Genomic DNA, 19817 nt, shown 5'->3' on the forward strand with positions numbered 1-19817 from the left:
CGCCATCAGCAGGAGACAGATGCCACGCTACTGAGCTTGTTGCGTATGTTTTCTCGTTCACAGTTCCAGGCTGTATCAATAATACCCGCAGCCCATGCTGGCATGTGTGGCGACAGTCGGTAATGCACCCATTTTCCTTCGCGACGGTCGATGACCAGCTCGGCTTCACGTAAAAGGGCCATATGGCGAGAAATTTTTGGCTGAGACTCTGCGGTTGCCGCACAGATGTCACAGACGCACATTTCACCGGACTCCCTGAGAAGCATCACGATAGTTGAACGGGTCTCGTCGGCGAGCAGTTTAAAAAGCTGAACAGGCTGTAGCATGCTTAACCTCGTAAAAAAATAACAATACATATGGTATTTCATATGTGATAACTTTTAAAGCATAGCTTATGAAATGGAGATTTTTTATGACCGACTTACCAGCAATCGAACCGGCTTATTTTGATGATGCGCTTGCCAGCAAACTTACGGGCAACAACGAAACCATGCCGCGAATTCTCATCCTGTACGGTTCAGTACGAGAGCGGTCCTACAGTCGTTTTGCAGCGGAAGAGGCCGGGCGGTTGCTGGCAAAGATGGGGGCTGAGGTGAAAATATTTAACCCATCCGGTCTGCCGTTACCCGATGATGCGCCCGAAAGTCACCCCAAAGTGCTTGAACTCCGCGAGCTGGTCAGGTGGTGTGACGGAATGGTCTGGAGTTCTCCGGAAAGACATGGCGCCATGAGCTCGGTGATGAAGGCCCAGATTGACTGGATACCCCTGAGTGAAGGTGCTGTTCGTCCTTCCCAGGGTAAAACGCTGGCCGTCATGCAGGTTTGTGGTGGTTCACAGTCGTTTAACACGGTCAATCAGATGCGGATACTTGGCCGCTGGATGCGGATGTTCACCATCCCCAATCAGTCGTCAGTGCCAAAGGCATGGCAGGAATTTGATGATGAAGGGCGCATGAAACCCTCACCCTGGTATGACAGGATTGTCGACGTTACCGAAGAGTTGTTCAAAATGACGTTACTCCTGAAAGGGCACACAGCCTACCTGTCCGACCGCTACAGCGAAAGGAAAGAGAGTCATCAGGAGCTCGCGGCACGGGTCAATCAGGCCAAAATCTGACAGCCAGGCATGCCCGGATGGATTACCGGGCTTTAAATCGGTTTCTTCCCAAATATCTCTTCAGAGCGTGACTGAAGTTTCACCAGGGCATTGAACATATCGTCCTGATCCAGGGAACGCTGGGATTTCTTCGTCGTGGGAGCTTTACGCCTGCGAGAAGGGCCGTCTCCGGATGGTACGGATTGCGACCGGTTATTATCCCGCTCGGCCTGGACCAGCTGCGCCATTTCCAGGGCCCGCCCCAGACGTTTGTTATCCACAATGGCCCCCTGATCGATTTCAGAAAGCTTGTCATAGGTGGAGTAGGGAAGTGATACGCCATTAAGCCGGAGCTCTTTATGTCCATCCGGGTAATGCCAGACATCGATGTATTTACCAATCGCCCGACGACTGAATTCGCTGTCTTCAATCAGATAAAGGACTTTGTCGTATTGCACTGTGAGTGATTTCGACACTTTACGAGCTTCACGCCAGTTAAATACCATATCAAGATCGTCATCGACATCCAGTTCCCGATGAACATCAAACGCCTGGCGAGGCGCTTTTGCGAAACGACGGTTGTAATCGTTCATGAACTCTTCGGCAAATGCGTTCGCAGCTTCCATGGAACTGATGCCCTGGAGCCTGAGCTCCTTGACCAGTCGGTCCTGAAGCGTCAGGTGCGCCCGTTCAACGCGGCCTTTGGCAGCACTGGTTTCTGCACAAATGGTCTGAATGTTCAGTTCATGCATCGCACGGCCAAACTGGGTATCGCCGTCGCCGCCGGTTGCATTTTTATTGTTGATCCTGAATACGCTGGCTTTGTCGCTGTACAGCGCAAGCGGTTTGCCATGTTTTTCAATATAGCCCCGGGTCGCTTCAAAATAGGTGAAAGTAGACTCAGATTTCACGAAAAGAAGCTGCATTAAACGACTGGTTGCGTCATCAACGTAAACCAGTGCCGTACACTTAGGTCCCCGATTTTCAAACCAGTGGTGGTCGCAGCCGTCGATTTGTATGAGTTCACCGGCACAGGCACGGCGGTAACGAGGTTGCTGAATTTTTGGCGCACGTTGCTTACGTGGGACCCACAGACTGGCCTGAGTCATCAGCTTACGGACGGTTTCTTTGGAAAGATGAACACCGTGCACCTCAGACAGTTTTTCACAGGCCAGCGTCGGACCGAAATCGTTATAGCGTTCGCGAATAATGTTCAGCGCGTATGCGGCCAGTCCCTGAGGCAACTGGTTGTTACTGGATTTACCACGACGGCGGCTGGTCATGCCAATCGGACCATCTTCACGATAACGCGCAAGCAGACGACGGCACTGACGGTCGGAGATACCAAGCCGCTGAGCTGCCATTTGTGTTGTCAGACGCCGGTCGATGACATCCTGAATGATTTTGAGTCGGTTAACTTCATCCAATGTGAAAAACTCCGCTGCGAGAGCCGTCATGGTAATCCTTACTTGATTATACACGCCGGACATCTTAACTTAGCCATTATCGGACATTACAACTTTGCTACTACAACTTATGTCAAAGCAAGTTTAAAATGTCACCTCTTTGTGCAAGATAGAAAGGGCACTTTCAGCCTATGTAATCATATTAATGTGACTGCTGCGTTATCCCACTCAACCAATTAATAAAGCAAAAGTTAAATATGAAAGACTGGAATAAAAATATAACGAAAACATCTTAATATGGAAATATCTGTGTCAACGGGATCTTTAGTTATTGAATATCTGGTTCTAAATAGGTTCTACATTCAACGGGAAGGGAAACCAAATATCTATATGTTTTTTATAAATACCATTACGTGGCAAACAACAATCTGCATATTTTTTTAAAGAATCTCCACATGGACAAATATTTTCTGGCGATAATACTCCATCATGTTCTTTCGCCTTAAATCTCCAGGTCGTAATATTGAAAATTTGATGTGGGGATTGTATGTATTTGACAACACTAATTAAAGTTGAATAGTTATAATGATCACCATCATTGGAGAAAAAAACACTACATTTGTTAACGGGATTACTAACTATGTCATAAGTAATTAATTCAAAATCGATCACTTCATCAAAGCAAAGAACTCCATTATAAAGTTTATTTTTAACATGACCACAATCATTAATAAAACTACGGGTTGTATTACATACTGAACATTTCACTTCTTTTATTATTTCACGAGAACTACCGAAGATTTTATATGGGAATAACGCCTGCCAATTACATACCATTCTCGCTAAGAAGTTAACACCATAGAAATTAACCTCAGGCAGAAACTCATTATTTTCTTTAATATGTATTAAGGCTTTGTTGAATAAATCGAACTTTTGCTGAGTTGAAGGATCAGATCACGCATCTTCCCGACAACGCAGACCGTTCCGTGGCAAAGCAAAAGTTCAAAATCACCAACTGGCCCACCTACAATAAAGCCCTCATCAACCGTGGCTCCATAACTTTCTGGCTGGATGATGAAGCTATTCAGGCCTGGTATGAGTCGGCAACGCCTTCATCACGGGGAAGACCTCAGCGCTATTCTGATCTCGCCATCACCACCGTTCTGGTCATTAAACGCGTGTTCAGGTTGACCCTGCGGGCTGCACAGGGTTTTATTGATTCCATTTTTACACTGATGAATGTTCCGTTGCGCTGCCCGGATTACACCAGTGTCAGCAAGCGCGCAAAGTCGGTTAATGTCAGTTTCAAAACGCCCACCCGGGGTGAAATCGCGCATCTGGTGATTGATTCCACCGGGCTGAAGGTCTTTGGTGAAGGCGAATGGAAAGTCAAAAAACATGGCCAGGAACGCCGCCGTATCTGGCGAAAGTTGCATCTGGCAGTTGACAGCAACACACATGAAATCATCTGTGCAGACCTGTCGCTGAACAATGTGACGGACTCAGAAGCCTTCCCGGTCTTATCCGGCAGACTCACAGAAAAAATCAGGGCAGCATCGGCAGACGGCGCTTACGACACCCGGCTCTGTCACGATGAACTGCGGCGTAAGAAAATCAGCGCGCTTATCCCGCCCCGAAAAGGCGCGGGTTACTGGCCCGGTGAATATGCAGACCGTAACCGTGCTGTTGCGAATCAGCGGCTGACCGGGAGTAATGCGCGGTGGAAATGGACAACAGATTATAACCGTCGCTCGATAGCGGAAACGGCGATGTACCGGGTAAAACAGCTGTTCGGAGGTTCACTGACACTGCGTGACTACGATGGTCAGGTTGCAGAGGCTATGGCCCTGGTACGAGCGCTGAACAAAATGACGAAAGCAGGTATGCCTGAAAGCGTGCGTATTGCCTGAAAACACAACCCGCTACGGGGAGACTTACCCGAAATCTGATTTATTCAACAAAGCCATGTATTAAATCTATTTCTATCCTTTCAAGTTCTACCCATGCTTCATAAAAATCACCTCTTGTAAGTAAATTAATGACTTGAATATATTTTAAATGGGCTAGTAAAATTGTTTTGTATAAAAACAATCTGTTTGATTCATTATTCAAGCTCAAGGATTGAGCTTTTTTTAACTCAGCATTAAGATAATCAAGAATAGCACTATCTTCTTGAGTAATACACATCCAACGCTTTAACTTTTCGTGAATATTCATAATATCTATATAGATTTTTATTTGATTTTGTTAATTACTTTTAAAACATCGTCTACTTTTCCAGAAACAGTGTATTTCACATGTTTTCCTGATTTATTTTTTTTAATTATAGAGACTTTAACGTCTATATCTCTAGTTCCAAAGTTATCAATTTTTTTCTGAATATAATTTGAAACAAGATTTACTAAAAAAGGTATCATTACTGATGTGGCAAAGAAAGTGCCTAACGCTAACGTTATACTGTTTAATTGCAGGTACGAAACACCATTAGAATCTCCGTACACTTTAACATTAGAATGTGATTGCTTGGTGAACTGGAAAAAATCCAGTGCATTACCTCCAGTAATTTTTGAACTATCAAAAACGATCGCAATCTCATCATCTTGAGGTTCATATGAAGAAATGATTTTTACCTCTTCATCTTCATCACTCATTTCACTCAAAGTAATGGGGTTCATTCTCAACTCCTTGTTTTATATTTTTACATTCAAATTTTACTATACGACTGGTTAATTGCTCCTGTCCAACACACACCAGAGTTCATATGCTTAGCATACAAGGGACCAATGCCAGTAGCGACAGGCTAGTGTGTCAAAAAACCACATGAAGATCAATCTCCTGCGGAAAATTTGGCCGCAATTAGTTTCATTGTCCTTTCCATGCCTTGATAAACTGTCGCATCTGTAATGTTTAACCTTGCGAGTTCCTTAAGTATTCTAGCTTTGTTTCTGATCACTATTTTTTCTACTTTAAACTCTTGCATAGCATCATCAGGGTTTGAAACTAAATCGGGATAAACAGCATTATTCCCAAATAATAAGAATGCACCTGACTGTGATGACATCCTTTCATTATTATTTCTTCCTTTAACGAAAATTAACCTTTCCAAATCTGATGGTATAATTACATCTTTAAAATAAGGTTTTTCATCTTTAATGTAATGTATGAGTTTTTGACAAGCTTCAGTTTTATTGAAAGCCTCCTTGTCCATTTTACAATCCAGCTGATCTTTCAGTGTTTGACTTAGCATTGATATATTTGATATGCAACTTACTGTATCAGAGTCAAAGAATTTTATACGATCCCTTTTTGTTTTGAAAATAATAACATGTCCATCAACCTCATTTGTATTTTCATTATTACTAATGTCGCAACAAGCGAAATACAGAGCGATTAGTGGATTTGATGTTATATCCAACAAACGAGTTGGTAGTCCGTAGTGTTGCATCCTTACTAACTTGTCTAGCATTGTTTTATCATCAACAAACTCAGTTGGCCTTGCTGTTAGGGCTTCACGGACTAAATTTGATTCACTGTGCAAATGCTTGAAGTTACCTTTTTGTTTTTCCTGAAAACTGATGGAGCCAACTCGTAAGATACATCAGAATGTCCACGATAAAATATTTCTGCATCTTCTTCATGATCTTGTTCTAAAACACGCGCCATGAAACTTTGAACATTATCTATTATTGGGTAGTTATCAACTTCATCAGGAAGTGCTTCAGTAGGAGGAAGTGGTGTACTTCTTGTCGTTATATTTAGAAGTGCTAATGTTTGATTTAAATCACGTGCTTTTATTCCCCAGTGAGTCCGTTTCAGCCCATATGCACCTAATTCTAAAGCTGTTTGATATAACTCTTTGTTTATCACTACGACATCATCTTGTGAGTGAGTGATTCTGAAATCAAACTCAACATTTTTGTTAACTGTTCGTAGATTTGAAATTACACCAAGTCGCAAAGTAATGTATTCAACATTGTCTCGGGAATAAAGTTCTGACATAAAAAGCGTAGGTAATTTCTCAATATAAGATAATGCTTTATCATTCAAAGGCGTTAACTTCAACCGGATGTCATCAGAGGTGCCTTCTAACATACGTGATATAGGAAAATCACAACTCCCACTAACCCGTTCATACATGGGCCAATGTTCAAAATAGTCAGGTTCTCCGCCCATAATTAGATTAAACATTAAAACTAAATCCTTATATTTTACTTAATGAATTATTTACAATCCAATCAATTGCGCCAGAGGTGCGAATCCAAGGCTTTATATTATGATTCACATAATAAATGGCTTCATCCATTCCACCTAACGTGATATATCCACTGTTAGACTTGATCTGTAATCTGCACTTCGATAACAAGCCGGGGATGTGTCTATTAGAATCAATCGCAGCTTTAGCGATATCATCGGCATCCGGGGATGACTGTCGGTAGGCGAGTAGGGCGCGTGTATACTGAAAAACGAACGCATATCCCCAGGATAATCGTCCAGTAGCAAGGCCAGATCATCCACCATTTCAAGCTCAAGGTAATAGTTCGCTAATAAATGACGAATCCCCTGGTTATCGTTCGGGTTGAGCTTCAGCATTTCGCGGCTATGAGCCATAGCCGGATAAAAATTACCAGACTCCCATAAGGCCTCAGCCAAAGCTGCTTTTGCTCATATATGGACGTGTTTCGACAAATCCCAAACGTCCTGCGAACTCCTGAAAATCCTCGCCAAGTGCAATGCTGGCTGCGTACAAAGCAGTCTCCAGCTTCCCGATTTTTGACTCAGGAGGTTCTTGAGATATCTCGCAGTAGAATGAGTATGCGTCAGCACAGAGCGGGGATTTCTTGATAGCTTTTCTGATGAGTTTCAGCACAACTTCCAGGTCATCATTTTCCCAGGCATCGAACATGAACTCCTGAGCCGCAACCAGATCTAGATGTAATTGCTCAGAGCTGACAGCAGTTTTATACAAATCAACGCGCTTTGTAGTCGGGAATTTAATCATCTCAAGTATCCTTTTGGGGACTCACTGTTCCGGTACTTTGCAGCACTGATGGTCGATTCTATCGCTTTGAACTTGCCACAAACAAGCTCGGGTCTGCCAGAACGGGATTGATAGCCCGGAGCTGTTCCTGGATGCGCACCTGAGCCTTACGGCTGGGCGATTTTTTGCTTCGTTCCCGTTTGCCTTCGCTTTCCCGCTCATCCTGTTTTACCTGAGCCAGTCGGAGTACAGTCCCGAGACGTTTGTTATCAACAATCTGCCCCTGGTCGACACAGGCCAGCTTATCAAATGCCTGGCACTTAAGGCTCCGGTGCCCATAGAGGAAGGCGAGGGTGCCATCGGGATAATCCAGTACTTTAATTTTTTCACCGGCAAGACGGCTATTTTCTTCTGTGGTGTCCATGAGATAAAGGATCTTATCGTACTGGAAGGTCAGTGATTTCGACACGGTACGAACATCATGCCAGGCAAAGATGTCTCTTAATTCATCGGGGCTTTCCTGCACCGGACGATGCAAATCTTTGGGGAACTTAGCCGGTCGTGAAAACCGGCTGTTAAAGTCAGCGATGAAAGTGGCAAGCCAGGCATTTGCGGCCTCAATGCCGGTTATACCTTCCAGACGCATTTCTTTGATCAGCCGATCCTGAAGTGTCTGATTCGCACGTTCCACGCGGCCTTTAGCTTCAGAGCTGTTGGCACAAATAAGCTCGATTGCCAGGTCATAAAGCACACGTCCGAACTGGGTAACGGTGGTATTGCGTTTCTCCGGACCACTGACGCGAAATATTGCGTGTTTGTCACTGTACAGCGATACCGGCTTCCCATGCTGCTCGATGTATTCCCGGGTTGCCAGCATGTAGTCAAAGGCTGTTTCTGACTCGCTGAACCGCAAATGCATCAGACGCCCGGTGGCATCATCGATAAAGACCAGCAGGCAGCATTTTGGCGCACGGCCTTCAAACCAGTCATGGTGGGAGCCGTCGATCTGGATAAGTTCACCCAGACAATCACGCCGATGTCGGGGTTGATAAACCCGTGACTTACGGCGAGCATGCGGGACCCAGAGTCCGTCAGACGTCATCCAGTTGCGGACGGTCTCGATTGAAAGCCGGATATTATGGCGCTCTCTGAGTTTTTCTGCGGCCAGTGTGGGCCCAAAGTCACTGTAGTTTTCACGTATCAGCGTGAGTACTCGTAGTTTGAGAGATTCGGTCAACCGGCGGTTGCTGGGCTGGCCGCGTTTGCGGCTGACAAGTCCTTCAGCACCAGAAACTCGGTAACGATTGATAAGTCGTTGCGCCTGACGTTCTGAAATGCCAAGCTGTGATGCTGCATCACGACGGCGTAGACGCTTTTCACAAACTGCCTGTATCACCGGTAGGCGGTGGATCTCTTTATCTGACATGGTCACCAACATGCGTTGAGCCCCTTAGAATTGCATTCAGTTTAGCTTACTCTAAGGTGACGTTTCTATCTGGATAAAAAGTGACATTACTAAATGGTTCTAACAACTTAAGTGCGCATAATCAGGATTATGTAAGATCAGCGTTAAGTAGTCGATTTATTTGAAAGTGACGTCGTCTTTAAGTTAAAATCACCTATAATCAATACCTACTGGAGCAGCTCATGGCTGACACCTACCTCCCCCCGGGCTTTAAAAAATGCAAATCATGTCAGCAAGTTAAACCCTTTGAACAGTTTGGAAAAGAGCTCAAGGGCAAGTTTGGCCTCAAGAGTAAATGCCGAGCGTGTATTAGCGAGAAAAACAAAACGTACGCAGCAGGCCCAGGGGCCGAAGTAAAGACGCAAAATAATAGGACCTACCAGGCAGAAAACAAGACTGAGCTCGCGGAGAAAATGCGCGTTAAGCGTGCGAAAGAAAAATTTGGTGATCGCTATAATTCCTACCTCGCTTCTTTAGAGTCCATGAAAAAACTCAAATAATGTAATCGCCAACGGAGGAATAATGAATGTACATCTGAAATATGATACGATAAAGCACTATCACTTTGATTGGCTAACGCCTGCTGGCGACTATCCTAATTCAGCGGTTATGCTCGTAGGTTTCCGTGATGGGCGCTGGATTATTGTTCAAGAGTTCGGAAATGATTATAGCTGCTTCGAGGGCGTTCTGAAGAATGGTGATGATCTTAATACGGAGCCTAAATTCTATTCCGACTTAGAAAGCGTAGCGGTTGCTGCTTTTGGCATGATGAAGCAGATATATCCCCAGTACCAAGATAGCACGTTAGAAGAATTCCTCGCTGGATAAAATATTCTAGAAACCAAACTCGCCTTATTCGAAGGAAACTGACTATGTATAGAAAGGTTTTAGCTCTTTCAGCCTTACTGATTTCTGCTTGTTCCACCGATAATCCTCATAAACAAAGTATGCACCACAATGATTTTGAGCTTTCGGACTCAGCTGTAAAAATTCAAATCAAGTCTGGAAATAAGACAATCTCCGGCTCAGGTACTTGGATCGATGAACAACATATTCTTACAGCTTCACATTTATGGCTTGATGCAAGCAAGGATTATAGTCTAAGTATAATAACAAGGAATGGGAGCCAACCAGCAACAGTTATCAATATTGATGATCCTAAGAACCGGGACCTCGCTCTTTTAAAAGTAGAAAAAAATACTATTGTCAAAGCCCCACCTAATTGGAAGCTTCCAGTATGTGATAATGTTCTAGCTCCAGGTGAGTCTGTTTGGGTTCTATCGGGAATGTATAATACGCTTTCAAATACGTATGCTTCCCCCGACTCAACCTACTATTATAAAGGAATAGTTGGTTCTGATGGTTTGACTGCTTTTTATCAAAATGGAGTTAGTGGAAGCGCTGTGTTAAACCAATCTAAGAGTTGCTTATATGGTGTTGTGAGTCAACAAGACATTAAAAAGATCAATGTCTATCAGATATATATTACGAAGATTACTACAAATGAAATTATACGCGGATTCATAGGTTATAAAAATAATTAAATGAGCGTAATCTTACAACAGGCAATTCCGACGTTATCTGCGTTGGTCTACCTATCTGAACCTTTAAAAGGAACGTCTATCATGTATAAACTTTTACCCGCAATACTAGTCTTTCTTTCGGTGTTCCTTGGACTAATCGCTCTACTCAGTGCTATCAAAAATGGTTCTGATGAATTGGCGGTATTCCTCATTACACTTTCGGCGTGGTTCGCTGCTTTAAGTAAGTTTTATTCACTTAAACTGTATAAAAATAGTTAGCCTGTGAATCCAAATACAGTTGACAAGTATCCAGCACTGCCCCCGTGATTTATTCAGGTTAGAAGCATTCCCGGAGTGCAGGCTGGGATTAGAAAAGTTACTTTTCTTACGATGTACCAACCAATAGGGCACGACTTATCGTAATGCCTAATTACATATTACCTGTTTAAGTCGATCTAATAATTTCATTGGAGCAGACATGTCCCCGGAATTGGTATCAGGCATTGCACGAGTGGCGCATGAAAAGCTACTTTCAGTTTTGACGGAGTGCGGCACAAAGAAGACGAAAGGCACATGCCTTTTTGCAAGCTATCTTGTATGTTATTTAGCAAAAACTAAAGGTCTAGATGCTGTTGTTCGTGGGGGTAACGGTGCAGATGATGGCGGTATATTTACAGAGAGTGGTGGCTTTGGCCATTATTGGTGTGAATTGAACTTCGAAGAAGTGCAATATTATATTGACATCACTTCCGAGCAGTTTGGGTTTCATCCATACATAGTGAAACGCGTCAACGATATAACAGGATGGCCACGATATATTCCTGGTGATCAGGAAACGGTCGATAGTCATTTAGAACAATTATTACGCGACGGCTATACAGAATAGGCTGCGTATACACTATCGCAGCCTTTCAGGCTCTTAACCCTTGTGACCAGTTAACGGAACCACTCAGGATGACGCTGCCGATCAACGTTGATAACCTGCGAATTAAATTCAACGACATCCGCTGGAGTAAGCATTAATTCATCAGGATTTACAATAAATGGTCTTAAAACCACTTCGCCACCGTCTTCTTTTGCACCGTAGATATTAATAAGAAAGTGCAGTCGTTGATTTCCGTCAGCATTGCGTTGCCATTCTCTAAAAGTCAAAGTCTGTTTAATATAGTTTGTTAAAAGAAATGCGAATTCAGATTCTTCCGTTTGTGAGATACCGTTTTTGTTAGACATTTTTTTTAGTATCTTTCCGAGCATGGATACACAGGCATCTAGGGAAGGTGCGAATAAGCAGGTCATTTCTTCCCAAGCTGACTCGCTGATTAAAATTTCGCGGATCTGGGCCGATTTTTTTCCCGCAAACACATCGAATCAGCCTATTTAGGCTATTTTTTCCACCATTTCTGGCGTTATTTCCGGTTTTTACTGAGATCTCTCCCACTGACGTATCATTTGGTCCACCCGAAACAGGTTGGCCAGGGTGAATAACATCGCCAGTTGGTTATCGTTTTTCAGCAGCCCCTTGTATCTGGCTTTCACGAAGCCGAACTGCCGCTTGATGATGCGAAACGGGTGCTCCACCTTGGCACGGATGCTGGCTTTCATGTATTCGATGTTGATGGCCGTTTTGTTCTTGCGCGGATGCTGCTTCAAGGTTTTTACCTTGCCGGGACGCTCGGCGATCAGCCAGTCCACATCCACCTCGGCCAGCTCCTCGCGCTGTGGCGCTCCTTGGTAGCCGGCATCGGCTGAGACAAATTGCTCCTCTCCATGAAGCAGATTACCCAGCTGATTGAGGTCATGCTCGTTGGCCGCGGTGGTGACTAGGCTGTGGGTCAGGCCACTCTTGGCATCGACACCAATGTGGGCCTTCATGCCAAAGTGCCACTGATTGCCTTTCTTGGTCTGATGCATCTCCGGATCGCGTTGCTGCTCTTTGTTCTTGCTAGAGCTGGGTGCCTCAATGATGGTGGCATCCACCAAAGTGCCTTGGGTCATCATGACGCCTGCTTCGGCCAGCCAGCGATTGATGGTCTTGAACAATTGACGGGCCAGTTGATGCTGCTCGAGCAGGTGGCGGAAATTCATGATGGTGGTGCGATCCGGCAGGGCGCTATCCAGGGATAATCGGGCAAACAGGCGCATGGAGGCGATTTCGTACAGGGCATCTTCCATGGCACCGTCGCTCAGGTTGTACCAATGCTGCATGCAGTGAATACGCAGCATGGTCTCCAGCGGATAGGGCCGTCGGCCATTGCCCGCCTTGGGATAAAACGGCTCGATGACAGCGGTCATATTCTGCCATGGCAGAATCTGCTCCATGCGGGAGAGGAAAATCTCTTTTCGGGTCTGACGGCGCTTAGTGCTGAATTCACTATCGGCGAAGGTGAGTTAATGGCTCATGATGTCCCTCTGGGATGCGCTCCGGATGAATATGATGATCTCATATCAGGAACTTGTTCGCACCTTCCCTAGACTTAACGATGTTAAAATTTTGGTTGTATTAAAATCCTCCTGCGAAAGTGAAATCATCCATGTATTATCTTTATGATAGTCGGTGATATAAATAAAATGAGATGTAAAAGGCGTTGAGTGATTGAACTCTCCTAAGTTCCATCCATACTGTCTCACTGTATTTGAGCTAAGTTCTTTGTCGGTAATGTTCATAATTCATACCTTTCGATAAAGTCTGTAATGATAATTAGCTATCTCAAAGGCCCAGAACAACTCTTGAAATAACCTCACTCGAAGAATTTATCATATTGAACACCCCTACCTAATAACCTTGCCGACTTAATAAATCACAATAGCCCTCCCCTGTCATTTTAAAACGCTACTTGAATTTTTGATAGCTTATAGTTGTTTTACGTTCTTTGTGATACTCATATGTCATCTTCTCTTTCCAGTACCAATCTTGTAAATCCTGCAAGTCTAGCCCATTTTTCTCACGTATGCTTTCGTGTAATTCGCTAAGCGCGAGTTTATCATTAGGTTTATAAATGGCTAATTTTTCTTCAAATAAATCCAGCCAACGTTTCCCCATCTTTCGACGCAAAACAAACACCATCGTGATAATTGTACTGAAATGCACAGCAATTAGTTCCAACTTATGCGATTGCTGACCAGATAAAATTACTATTGTAACAACAGGGATGGCCGTATATAAAGCAATCAAAGCGACCATAAGTTGATATGGTTTTTCCCGTATTACCATGTCCATGGGTAAACCAGAGGACGCTACTGCTTGCCAAAATCTTAAATACCTTCCGATGGACTTAAACCTTTTCCCGTTTTTATGCATAAACCTGTTTTTATTTACTATCATGTTAGACCTCTATTTTTCTGTAATTCTAGAAGAATGTTACCTTAACCCTTAACAGGGATAACACCGCATGTATTATCTCCATAATCAAAGCGCAGGGCCGGTAATAAAAAGTACCATACCATCGATGTGTAGTTCGTTCAGTGCATCCCTGTCCGTGGATAGCTTTCTAATGTTGTCAGGAGTTGCATCAATCGGGTATAAATCTTGCGTCAGTTTGACGAGATTCTTCTCAGTGCAGGTAAGACCGCCTTCAGCGAGAGTGCGCAGGTAATCACTAAACACGACTTCTTTTTCATCAGAGGTAAGTCGCTCGAAGTACCCCATATGTTCGGACGTGAAATTCTCATCTGCAATACTTCTCACTACTGAGATGATATCCGACCTTATGACCAACTCCCGCACCGCAGCATAAAAAATCCTGCCGTAATGTCCTGACACGTTTTCCTTTGCGAGCCACCAGCGCTCATCCGTGGTAACGGGTACTGTGGTCGGGGATGCCAGTAGCAGAACGGGGCTTAAACCGGATCGCGATAACCCTTCAGCAAAAGCTTCTTCAGGAAGACTGCTAACAGGCTTGCCTTGATAACGTGCTTCTACCATCTATGCTTCTCCTTTCTGATGTAGGCATGACTGCCTTCTATTTAAGCAATCAGTAAACCGGATTGAGCTGAGCAACGTTATCCTTCTCCCATCATTGCTTGCCACTTTTACCATAAGCGCCAAACAATTAGCCCCATTATTCCGGTTGTAAACTGAACCTTAACACTAACCAGTATGAATCGGTCATCTGGGGCAAAGTGTCCACCGGGTTGAAGTAGCCAGGTTGTTAGCGGCGGATGGAAAGCCAGTACGAATCCGTAAACTATAAAAGCCAAGCTCAGTAAAAGAAGGAGCATGCGCCCAATACGTTTGAGTTGATAAGATAAACTCGCGCTAGTTTTTCGTGGGGGTACGATATGGTCTTTCAACACTGTCTCCTTGCCAGCAAATGCCGAAGCGCTGGCATAAAGATTAAACAATTTTTATGCCAGTTACTCCGGCGAGATGGGTGATAATCCTCGTTGCCATCATAAAGCCTTATCTCTTTCAAATTTGAGCGATAAGGGGTCTTTGAGCCTGTAATGGCTTTTTGTTTGATGTTTTGATGGCACCTGCCCCCGCGTTTTACCATGACCGAAGTACATAGCGGCTCACACCTTCTGCTGGCTGTTGCCACTCGCTATTCTCCGTTGACGGTCTGAGGCGCGTCGAGCCCCGGGAGATGTTTTTCATCGCCTGCTCAAGAGTGTCCATCCTGTAGGTTTTGATGTTCACCCCTTCTTCAGAAATAGGCCCCAGCAGTTCCGTAACCTCACGCTCACCCTGATAAATATCGACCCACTGTGTAATATTCACCTTATCACCATTCGCATCAATGCCACGTCGGTTAAAGTGGTCAATTTCAAACTCACACACGGTTACCGGTACCAGCCCCTCCGGGCGCGGATACCCGAGTATTTCATCAAAACCAGGTTCCCCTTCATCAGTGACCAGATCAGGCGTCAAATAGAGTTTTCCGTTACGGGAAAAATGCGCAACATGGCAGGACCACTGGTCATTTAACATCGTTGGCATGCTTGTGAACATTCCTGAATACCACCGTCTGGCATTATCAACTGATTTGGTGACGAGGATTTCATCTGGTACTTCCCCGTTGTCCATGGTGTAAAAACTGAGAGACAGAGCGGTATTTCTGCGTGAAAGTAGCTTTTCTTTATTGACCTCTTTATTTTCAAATTTGGACAGGTATTCCTCAAGGAACAGCGCCTGCAACTCGGGTGTCGGCGCTTTCTGATAAAACCAGTCGGCCAGGTCTTTAGTGCCAATATAGATGAGGCTGGCTTTACCTTTTTCGCTCTTGACCGCAACAGGAGCCATTAGGCTTACTTGCTGTACGTACTCACTGGTTTCATTGATACTTTCATAGGCCTCAATCCACTGGCCAAGCAGATTGGTGTAAATCACCGGATCGTTCAGCTTTAAAAACTGCTTAAGAGCCTGAGCGCCACGGGAGCATGTATCAAAATAACGCTGCTTCTCTTCGAAGCTTTTGAAAGCAGTCTTTTTGCCCGACCATGTGGCCACCAGCTGTTCATCTTCGAACAGGGTGTTTTCAGCTGGTAAGAAGTGTTTCATTTTCGCAAAACGTTGATGAGTGACGTTTAAGACATTTCGGGATGTAGCAAGTACCATTCGATGAACCCAGGCATGCCCTTCCATCCGGTTGTCGCATTCAAAATTTGCTGGTGCGGCATATGCAACAAGTTTCCCTGAAGCATTTACCGATAACCTGACCAGCTCATAGCCTTTGCTGCTAATAAAATTACGAACCCCGGGAAGATGTTTGAGCCCCACATCAGCGAGCATATAGAGCTGGTTCAGGAGCTCTTTGGAGCCCTTCTCTGTACTCATGGCAGCTTCCAGCGTCGCCCCCCTGTTATCAGCTCGCCAGGCTACAATGCATCGATCTATCAACTCTGATCTCAGATTAGGCTGGCCAATATTTCCATCGGCCAGAGCCTGGCTCAGCATCTGCCGGTAAGGTTCTTCTGCCTCACGCTCGGCACGAATATAATTTAAAGCCATCTTGAAGAAGCGAATGTAAAACAGGTGATTAGACCTGAATTTACGTCTGTGAATGTACCATTCGAGCTCCTCCGCTTTAATGGTATCCATGCACAGGAAACCCAGTTCAGCATCATTCCTGCTGGACTCCTTAAATAAAGACAAATTCACCTTACAATTGAAATCTCGATCCGTTGAGTATCTGTTTACTGTTGCGTTGACACAGATATCGTCTCCCTGACGGAATGCAATAACCGGCTCATAGTTTTTATGGGTTCTCCCAAGCCATTTATAGCCAGAGTAGCTGTTGTCTTCCTGAACTGCTCCTGGTGCTGTCACTGGGTTCATCAACGAATCCCAGTTGCACATTACCCGGGATCCGGACTGAAGGCATGAGTTTGCCTGTTCAAGATAACTTTGCAGAGACGGCCGTGTCTCAGCCATACCCAAAAGGCCAGAACCGTCTTTGTCGTGCAGAAATTGGAAGTACCGTTCCTGGAACTCAAGGCTCAGAAAACTGTAAGGGGTATTGGTATCATAGAAATCACCAAATAGTTTGAGCCGGTGATCGAGGCCGCAGATAAGGATCAGGAAACGACGGTAGTGAAGTGCCATAAGATCATGCTGCTTCAGTCGGTCGGTATAACTGACGTCCTCAAACTTTATGGTGCTGCCATCAATCCCCTGGAAATGTGCTTCCTGTTCGCTGGCGGAAGGGAATAGCTGCGAAGCCCCAAGATGGCTTTCTACCGAAGAGTAAACCTGATGAATATTTTGACCGTCCCGGACCAGAAGGAATACAACCCGGTTCCTGTCATTGCGGACATGATTTTCCCAGGGATCGCGGTAATCGATATAACGTCGTGTTGTGGCCATACATACGATGGAACGTTCGGACGGAAAAATCTGCTCCACCAGCCCGGGGCTGGTTCGTAAAGTTTCATGAAATTTTTCCATATCAGAGAAGTCGAACCAGCTATCGAGATCGCACCATACGGCCAGCTCTTCATCCACCATCAGCTTTGCCTGAACGACCTGGAGCGGGAGGTGTGATGGAGCGGATTCACCCTTCACGATATTCACTACCTCAACGTCTTTGCCGGTATACAGTTCCAGACTGCCAACGCCATCGTGGATTTTCTTCACATATTCCATGGCTTCTTCTGTAGTGGCCAGACTTGCCGCTGCAACTTCCTCGAAATAGGGCAGCATTCTTTTGCTGGCATTAGCGATTGCCTGCGTTCGTTGTGTGATGATTTTGCTGATGGCTGTGCTGATCTGCCCTTCTTTTAAGGCCGCTTCTCTGATTTGTTCAATGCGGGTATCTGAAATACCAGAGGACAGAGCATTTTGAACTGATCCAATCGCCAGTGAGGTTACCGCCTGCTGCTCTTGTGGGGGCACTAACGCAACGCTAAGGCCCGTCACAGGGTTTTCACGGTCATCTGTACCTAATTGCTCAATCGCAAGGTCACGGAGCCCCTGAGCATCGCTCACGAGGGCTGTAAGCGATGCCTGTAGGCTATTCACTTCTTCCTGAGCTTGTCTGAGTTCAGCATCCCGGATTACCTTATGGTCGGGTTCAAATACAAAACTGGACAGAAAATCCTTAACCAGGAAGCGATGCTCTCGCATTTCTTTGCCACGTTCCCTACGGTTGCCGCTGCTGTCTTCAGTGACAATAGCTACAGTCTGACCGTAAACGCGGGGATGGGCGCGTAGAATCACTGTGTGCAGCTTATCTTCAACGTAACGCAAAGACGTAATGAGCAGCGTATCCCCTGCCACAATACCCTCTTCAGGGATGCTGTCAGTGGACGTCCAGTACTGACCCGCCAGCAAAGAATGAAATCGCTCTAAACGGTCAATGTTATTTTTGCTGACCAGGTCACCCATATACCTTTCCTTCCAGATTCGTATGTTAGGTGAATCATACCAGATTGCACTTACCGTCTAATAACTCAAAAAACACCAACTTCGGCATTCACTAGAAATGAATCCGTCCACTATTATTCATTAATTAAATAGATTCTTAGATATGAATAGCGCATTGCTTTTAAAGCAGGTTTCGCAAAGGGTTAAAAAAGGCTTCTTAAGTGAAGCCTTTAATAATAAATGCTACTTATCTTCAGAGGGATACATTTCCCAGTATTTATTACGTACATTAACAAGGCAATGGTCTGCTGTTTCTGAAGCGCCTTTGTCGCGGTTTACAAAGGCTTCTGCAACTTCATCCAACTTATCCGGTACCGTATTTAATGGTAATGCCTGCTTCAGGTTGGTGGTTACCAGTTCCTTTGCTTTATCATGATTAAGTTCAGTTCGGATGCTTGCATCTTTACAAATATCATCAACCTTACCATCAAGAATAATGTTTGGGATAGGTTCGTTTTCAACTTTATGTGTAGTATTAGCAGAGGAGCCAAAAGCGACTGACATCATCGCACACAGCAGAATATTTTTTAATTTCATAGTTCACTCCATTATGACTATTGATATCTACTTATGAAGTATTAGTTATATCATGTTTGCCGTCAAAACATAGAACCCACTGTTTTGACTTTAAACATATCATGCTACAACGTTTTTTTGCACGTGACTTTAGTAGGCATGATTTATGAGGTTTCAGCAGGACGTCAGATTGTTGTCGATCCAGTATTGATGCAAGCCTACCGTCCATTTCTTCGATAAGGCCGAAAGTAAAAGCGCTAAACCACAGCAGTTACCAGGAGTAAAAATTCGTATGGGATCTGGAGAACCGACTTTAACACTCATAATGAACTCCAGAATGTTGCCATGGCATAGACTATTTCTAAGCCTGACGATATCTGCTTCAGGTTTTTTACCAGCGTCTATCTTTGCCAACATATTCTTCTCGGCTGGAAATGACAGTAATTCTATCGGCATCCCTTCCTGCTTAGCCTTTCGCATTAAAGCGTTACTCATTACTGACGTACCATCTAAGTCCACCAGTACAGGAACTGACTGCTGAACGTTAACAGTTGATTTCAACTTCAGCGTAACCCTGAGTGATGTTTCGATCCCATTCAGAAAGCTCGTACAGGCCGGTAACCATAGACCATGATGCAGCGCCTCGGTTGCTTGTTTAAAAAACCAGTCAATCACGGGGACAGTGCAATGCTCATAATAGTGATTTACCTCGCTGAACCTTGCCATATAAGCATCGTACTCAGCCTGGTCTTCAGGAGATAAAAAATTTGGTGGGAGGAGCATCAGAATCCTTTCATCCTAGCTTGTATACCTTCTTCGTAGGCCAGCTCGCCATTATCGGTAAAAGATGGTTTTTGATGTTTATGATAAAGCTTAATTTTTCGTCAGGCTTGATAGCGTTACCGGAGAGATTTGATCTTTTCTCTTCAACTCGCAATACTGTTTATACATACAGTACAAGAATTCGAGTGT

The 19817-nt window shown here is 44.6% G+C and carries 22 protein-coding genes; 6 read left to right on the plus strand and 16 right to left on the minus strand.

Features of this window, described 5'->3' with window-relative positions:
• Positions 1 to 5: 5 nt before the first annotated feature.
• Positions 6 to 326 carry a transcriptional regulator gene (locus ACLHV8_RS23210; RefSeq protein WP_000941305.1) on the minus strand — a complete coding sequence of 107 codons (321 nt, stop codon included), beginning with the start codon at positions 324 to 326 and terminating at the stop codon, positions 6 to 8.
• A gap of 86 nt (positions 327 to 412) precedes the next feature.
• Here ACLHV8_RS23210 and arsH point away from each other — a divergent pair, with 86 nt between their 5' ends.
• A complete protein-coding gene (arsH, locus tag ACLHV8_RS23215) occupies positions 413 to 1117 on the plus strand; it encodes an arsenical resistance protein ArsH (protein WP_000130816.1) in 705 nt (234 codons plus the stop codon).
• A gap of 32 nt (positions 1118 to 1149) precedes the next feature.
• On the opposite strand, the gene ACLHV8_RS23220 is transcribed toward arsH, so the two are convergent.
• Positions 1150 to 2553 (minus strand): ISNCY family transposase, encoded by a 1404-nt coding sequence (locus ACLHV8_RS23220; protein WP_000125668.1) that lies wholly within the window; start codon positions 2551 to 2553, stop codon positions 1150 to 1152.
• Between the two features lie 935 nt (positions 2554 to 3488).
• Here ACLHV8_RS23220 and ACLHV8_RS23225 point away from each other — a divergent pair.
• On the plus strand, positions 3489 to 4412 hold the full coding sequence (locus ACLHV8_RS23225; protein ID WP_410392139.1) for an IS5 family transposase: 924 nt from the start codon (positions 3489 to 3491) through the stop codon (positions 4410 to 4412).
• A gap of 40 nt (positions 4413 to 4452) precedes the next feature.
• On the opposite strand, the gene ACLHV8_RS23230 is transcribed toward ACLHV8_RS23225, so the two are convergent.
• From ACLHV8_RS23230 to ACLHV8_RS23255, 6 genes are all read right to left on the minus strand, one after another.
• Positions 4453 to 4719 (minus strand): hypothetical protein, encoded by a 267-nt coding sequence (locus tag ACLHV8_RS23230; RefSeq protein WP_407224132.1) that lies wholly within the window; start codon positions 4717 to 4719, stop codon positions 4453 to 4455.
• Positions 4720 to 4736: 17 nt separating this feature from the next.
• Positions 4737 to 5177 carry a hypothetical protein gene (locus ACLHV8_RS23235; RefSeq protein ID WP_016239970.1) on the minus strand — a complete coding sequence of 147 codons (441 nt, stop codon included), beginning with the start codon at positions 5175 to 5177 and terminating at the stop codon, positions 4737 to 4739.
• A gap of 152 nt (positions 5178 to 5329) precedes the next feature.
• Positions 5330 to 6040: an FRG domain-containing protein gene (locus tag ACLHV8_RS23240; protein WP_410392137.1), complete on the minus strand. Its 711-nt coding sequence runs from the start codon at positions 6038 to 6040 to the stop codon at positions 5330 to 5332.
• Positions 6019 to 6690 (minus strand): hypothetical protein, encoded by a 672-nt coding sequence (locus tag ACLHV8_RS23245; protein ID WP_246978485.1) that lies wholly within the window; start codon positions 6688 to 6690, stop codon positions 6019 to 6021. The genes ACLHV8_RS23240 and ACLHV8_RS23245 overlap by 22 nt, the downstream gene beginning before the upstream one ends.
• Positions 6691 to 7144: 454 nt before the next feature.
• The gene (locus ACLHV8_RS23250; RefSeq protein ID WP_410392138.1) at positions 7145 to 7501 is read right to left on the minus strand and encodes a hypothetical protein; all 357 of its coding nucleotides are present in this window, start codon (positions 7499 to 7501) and stop codon (positions 7145 to 7147) included.
• Between the two features lie 58 nt (positions 7502 to 7559).
• Positions 7560 to 8906, minus strand: a complete 1347-nt coding sequence (locus tag ACLHV8_RS23255; RefSeq protein ID WP_076611902.1) for an ISNCY-like element ISLad2 family transposase — start codon at positions 8904 to 8906, stop codon at positions 7560 to 7562.
• Positions 8907 to 9127: 221 nt separating this feature from the next.
• Here ACLHV8_RS23255 and ACLHV8_RS23260 point away from each other — a divergent pair, with 221 nt between their 5' ends.
• The 4 genes from ACLHV8_RS23260 to ACLHV8_RS23275 all read left to right on the plus strand — a co-directional run bounded on the left by ACLHV8_RS23260 (position 9128) and on the right by ACLHV8_RS23275 (position 11354).
• Positions 9128 to 9445 carry a hypothetical protein gene (locus ACLHV8_RS23260; protein ID WP_000785965.1) on the plus strand — a complete coding sequence of 106 codons (318 nt, stop codon included), beginning with the start codon at positions 9128 to 9130 and terminating at the stop codon, positions 9443 to 9445.
• Between the two features lie 22 nt (positions 9446 to 9467).
• Positions 9468 to 9773: a hypothetical protein gene (locus tag ACLHV8_RS23265; protein ID WP_001100610.1), complete on the plus strand. Its 306-nt coding sequence runs from the start codon at positions 9468 to 9470 to the stop codon at positions 9771 to 9773.
• Positions 9774 to 9817: 44 nt separating this feature from the next.
• Positions 9818 to 10489: a serine protease gene (locus ACLHV8_RS23270; RefSeq protein WP_000285959.1), complete on the plus strand. Its 672-nt coding sequence runs from the start codon at positions 9818 to 9820 to the stop codon at positions 10487 to 10489.
• Positions 10490 to 10946: 457 nt separating this feature from the next.
• Positions 10947 to 11354, plus strand: a complete 408-nt coding sequence (locus ACLHV8_RS23275; protein ID WP_001371904.1) for a hypothetical protein — start codon at positions 10947 to 10949, stop codon at positions 11352 to 11354.
• A 50-nt stretch (positions 11355 to 11404) separates the two neighbouring features.
• Here ACLHV8_RS23275 and ACLHV8_RS23280 read toward each other — a convergent pair whose 3' ends face one another.
• From ACLHV8_RS23280 to ACLHV8_RS23315, 8 genes are all read right to left on the minus strand, one after another.
• Positions 11405 to 11794, minus strand: coding sequence for a hypothetical protein (locus ACLHV8_RS23280; protein ID WP_236689843.1), 390 nt, complete (start codon positions 11792 to 11794; stop codon positions 11405 to 11407).
• Positions 11691 to 11906 carry a hypothetical protein gene (locus ACLHV8_RS23285; RefSeq protein ID WP_122966916.1) on the minus strand — a complete coding sequence of 72 codons (216 nt, stop codon included), beginning with the start codon at positions 11904 to 11906 and terminating at the stop codon, positions 11691 to 11693. Before ACLHV8_RS23285 ends, ACLHV8_RS23280 begins: the two co-directional genes overlap by 104 nt.
• Positions 11888 to 12802 (minus strand): IS5 family transposase, encoded by a 915-nt coding sequence (locus ACLHV8_RS23290; RefSeq protein WP_100185530.1) that lies wholly within the window; start codon positions 12800 to 12802, stop codon positions 11888 to 11890. The genes ACLHV8_RS23285 and ACLHV8_RS23290 overlap by 19 nt, the downstream gene beginning before the upstream one ends.
• A gap of 496 nt (positions 12803 to 13298) precedes the next feature.
• Positions 13299 to 13790 (minus strand): hypothetical protein, encoded by a 492-nt coding sequence (locus ACLHV8_RS23295; RefSeq protein WP_000636790.1) that lies wholly within the window; start codon positions 13788 to 13790, stop codon positions 13299 to 13301.
• A gap of 84 nt (positions 13791 to 13874) precedes the next feature.
• Entirely contained in the window at positions 13875 to 14390 is a 516-nt protein-coding gene (locus ACLHV8_RS23300; protein WP_000228894.1) for a hypothetical protein, read from the minus strand.
• A 564-nt stretch (positions 14391 to 14954) separates the two neighbouring features.
• Positions 14955 to 18290 carry a hypothetical protein gene (locus ACLHV8_RS23305; protein ID WP_000502666.1) on the minus strand — a complete coding sequence of 1112 codons (3336 nt, stop codon included), beginning with the start codon at positions 18288 to 18290 and terminating at the stop codon, positions 14955 to 14957.
• Between the two features lie 222 nt (positions 18291 to 18512).
• Complete coding sequence (locus ACLHV8_RS23310) at positions 18513 to 18866, minus strand: hypothetical protein (RefSeq protein ID WP_000769182.1); 354 nt, start codon at positions 18864 to 18866, stop codon at positions 18513 to 18515.
• 153 nt (positions 18867 to 19019) lie between these two features.
• Entirely contained in the window at positions 19020 to 19628 is a 609-nt protein-coding gene (locus tag ACLHV8_RS23315) for a hypothetical protein (RefSeq protein WP_000926374.1), read from the minus strand.
• Positions 19629 to 19817: the final 189 nt, after the last annotated feature.

It is taken from the genome of Enterobacter sp. CPE_E863 (assembly GCF_046521465.1).
GTDB classification, from domain to species: Bacteria; Pseudomonadota; Gammaproteobacteria; order Enterobacterales; family Enterobacteriaceae; genus Enterobacter; species Enterobacter adelaidei.